Annotated in this window: 2 protein-coding genes and 1 pseudogene; all 3 read left to right on the top strand. The window is 59.9% G+C overall.

Going from position 1 to position 2,797, the window contains the following annotated elements; genetic code table 11:
* The first annotated feature begins 139 nt into the window (after positions 1-139).
* The 3 genes and pseudogenes from RHIBUN_RS34670 to RHIBUN_RS34660 all read left to right on the top strand — a co-directional run bounded on the left by RHIBUN_RS34670 (position 140) and on the right by RHIBUN_RS34660 (position 2,694).
* Entirely contained in the window at positions 140-403 is a 264-nt protein-coding gene (locus tag RHIBUN_RS34670) for a DUF5372 family protein (RefSeq protein ID WP_198021220.1), read from the top strand.
* A gap of 180 nt (positions 404-583) precedes the next feature.
* A complete protein-coding gene (locus RHIBUN_RS36235) occupies positions 584-1,324 on the top strand; it encodes a helix-turn-helix domain-containing protein (RefSeq protein ID WP_084659961.1) in 741 nt (246 codons plus the stop codon).
* Positions 1,314-2,694, top strand: a pseudogene (locus tag RHIBUN_RS34660) (recombinase family protein). The gene RHIBUN_RS36235 and the pseudogene RHIBUN_RS34660 overlap by 11 nt, the downstream one beginning before the upstream one ends.
* The last annotated feature ends 103 nt before the right edge of the window (positions 2,695-2,797 follow it).

Raw genomic sequence — 2,797 nt, 5'->3', positions numbered from 1 at the left:
GCATTGACGTCGGCAAGGCTGTAAAAGACGCGGTGGCGCATTCGGCCAAGCAACCAGCGCTCGACAATGCGAACCGCTGCCTCCACTTTCGCCTTCCTTCAAGTCCAGGACTGCAGTTCGTACTGACACTCAAGCCCGCATAGAGTTCGAGGTTACGCACCCGTTCCATCCGTGGCGCGGACAGCGCTTCGTGCTGTCGACACGCAAACAGAACTGGGGCGAAGACCGCGTCATGTTCTACGACGCCCAAGGACGGTTGCGTTCGCTTCCGGCCTCGTGGACCGATGTCAATGAGGTCGACTTGTTCAGTCAGGTTGCTGCAGGTCGGTCCTTCTCCCGCCCAGACGATCTGTCGGCGCTGGCGTCGTTGATTGGTCACATTAAGCGCCGCCAGGAAGAGTGACGAAGCGTCAAGTAAATTATGCCGCATATGTAAGGCTAATTATGCCGAGACGCGATATCATTGATCATCAAAGCAAGAGGTAAGGCTCGATATCGCATGGCTTTCGGCGGTGTTTGAGATATAATTTCATTGACGTGTGAGCAAAGTGCGGCATAATTTACATTACACAAGGAGGCTCCCATGACCAAAGAAAGCAAGCCCGATCGCCTGCGCCAGATGGGCGCCTTGAACCCCAAGCCCGAGGGCGTCCGCGCCCCCTGGTTCCAGGAAGCAGGTTTCTTCGATCCGCTCGATCTCGTGCAAGTGAAGTACGAGATGCTTCGTCACGTACGCGAAGACGGCACTAACAAGGCCGATGCGGCCGCGCTTTTTGGGCTGTCTCGGCAGACCTACTATCAAGCGGAGGCCGCGTTCGAGCGCGATGGCATTGCCGGCCTCTTACCGCGCACCCGCGGGCCGAAGTCAGCCCACAAGCTTACCGGCGAGGTCATGCGTCTCGTCGAGGAGCATCTCGATGCGAACGGTGAACTGCAGGCCCGTTCGCTGGCGGAACTGGTGCATTCGAGACTGGGCATCAGCGTCCACCCTCGCAGTATCGAACGCGCAGTGGCGCGTAAAAAAAACGATGACGGGCCGACGCACGCAATCACCATGCCGGCGAACTGTAAGGAGATTTACGAAGCGCTCCGCGCCGATGTTGTTTGCGGCACGGCCTGCGCGAGGCGGATGGGCGCCATCGTCTTTCACGGCCTGTGGCGCGGCCTGACCGTGCTGATCACGCCAGAGCAGTCCACGATCGCGCGACAGCACTCGGCGCCTCGGCCCAAGACAACGTCAGTGGTCGCGCACGATCGCCAGCTCGTGCACATGCTCGCCAATATGGTGCTGGCAGCAGAGACAGGAGGAAGCCATGTCTACTGATAACGCCATGAAGATTAGTGCCGATCACCTGCGGCGCGATGCATTTCTCTACGTCCGCCAGTCCTCCCTTCGTCAGGTGTTCGAGAACACCGAGAGCACGAAGCGGCAATATGCATTGCGGGACAGGGCGGTGGCGCTGGGTTGGCCGATTGAGCGCGTCCACGTCATCGACAACGACCTCGGCCTTTCCGGTGCACAGTCGCAGGACCGCGACGGCTTCCAGCGCCTGGTGAGCGAGGTCGCAATGGGGCACGCAGGGATCGTGCTGGGGCTGGAAGTATCTCGCCTGGCTCGCAACAATGCTGACTGGCATCGCCTTCTTGAGTTGGCCGCCATGTCGCGCACGCTCATCATGGATGAAGATGGCGTCTACGACGCGGCGTCGTTCAACGATCGTATGCTACTCGGCCTGAAGGGCACGATGAGTGAGGCCGAACTCCACATCCTGAAGTCTCGACTGCAAGGCGGCATTCTTAATAAGGCGCGTCGCGGCGAGCTCGAGTTACCGTTGCCGATCGGATTCGTTTACACGCCTGATACGCGCGTGGTTCTCGATCCGGATCGCCAGATCCAGGACACGGTGCGCATGCTGTTCGATACCTTCCGGGAGGCGGGATCAGCCTGCGCGGTCGTGCGGCGCCTGCGCAGCGAGAAGATCCTGTTTCCTCGGCGCATCCGGCGCGGCATCGGCAAGGGCGATGTCCTTTGGAGCGAGATCGACCACTCCCGTCTGCTTCAGATTTTACACAATCCCCGATACGCTGGCGCTTTCGCGTACGGACGCACACGCACTGTCTACAATGCCAAGCTCAAGTCCGTACAGCAGAAGATGCCGAGGTCCGACTGGCAGGTGCTCATCCCTCAGGCCCACGAAGGCTATATCTCGTGGGATGAGTTCGAGCGTAATCAAGCAAGCCTGGAACAAAATGCAGTCGGTTTTTCTCCGGGCCTGCGGGGTCGTATGCCTCGCCAGGGCAGCGGTTTGTTGCAAGGTCGAGTTTTGTGCGGTCTATGCGGCGCTCGCATGCGGGTTCGCACTGGGGCATCGCAATTGGCGCGGTGAGCCCTTTACGTTGAAGAAGGTCATGATCGTTCGTCGAGCCTACGGCTTGAAGACCCGGTTCGAACGGTTGCGCGAGAGCGGCATGCTCACCGGCGAGGAAGTGGCTCGTCAACTTGGCGTCAGCGCCACAACCGTCCACCAACTCGGACGCGCTGGTGTTCTAAAGCGCCACCGCTACGCTACCAACCACCGGTACCTGTATGAGCCACCGGGCAACGTCAGACTCGCAAAAGGCGTCGGCGGTCGCTATGGTGGCCGTCAGCCCCGGCTAATTGACGCTCAACAAACCCAACAAGGTGCATCGTGATGTCTGCTCCTTGTCCCGCGGCCGGCGTGGTCGCGTCGGAAGAACAGAGCTTCCGTAGTGAGCTGCCATCCCGGCATAGGTGCGATTGACCTGCGGATCAAAA

Origin of the sequence: Rhizobium sp. IBUN (assembly GCF_000510625.1) — a bacterium.
Classification (GTDB): domain Bacteria; phylum Pseudomonadota; class Alphaproteobacteria; order Rhizobiales; family Rhizobiaceae; genus Rhizobium; species Rhizobium altiplani.
The sequence above is the reverse complement of the archived record's forward strand: the minus strand, read 5'-3'. Positions and strand labels throughout refer to the sequence as shown.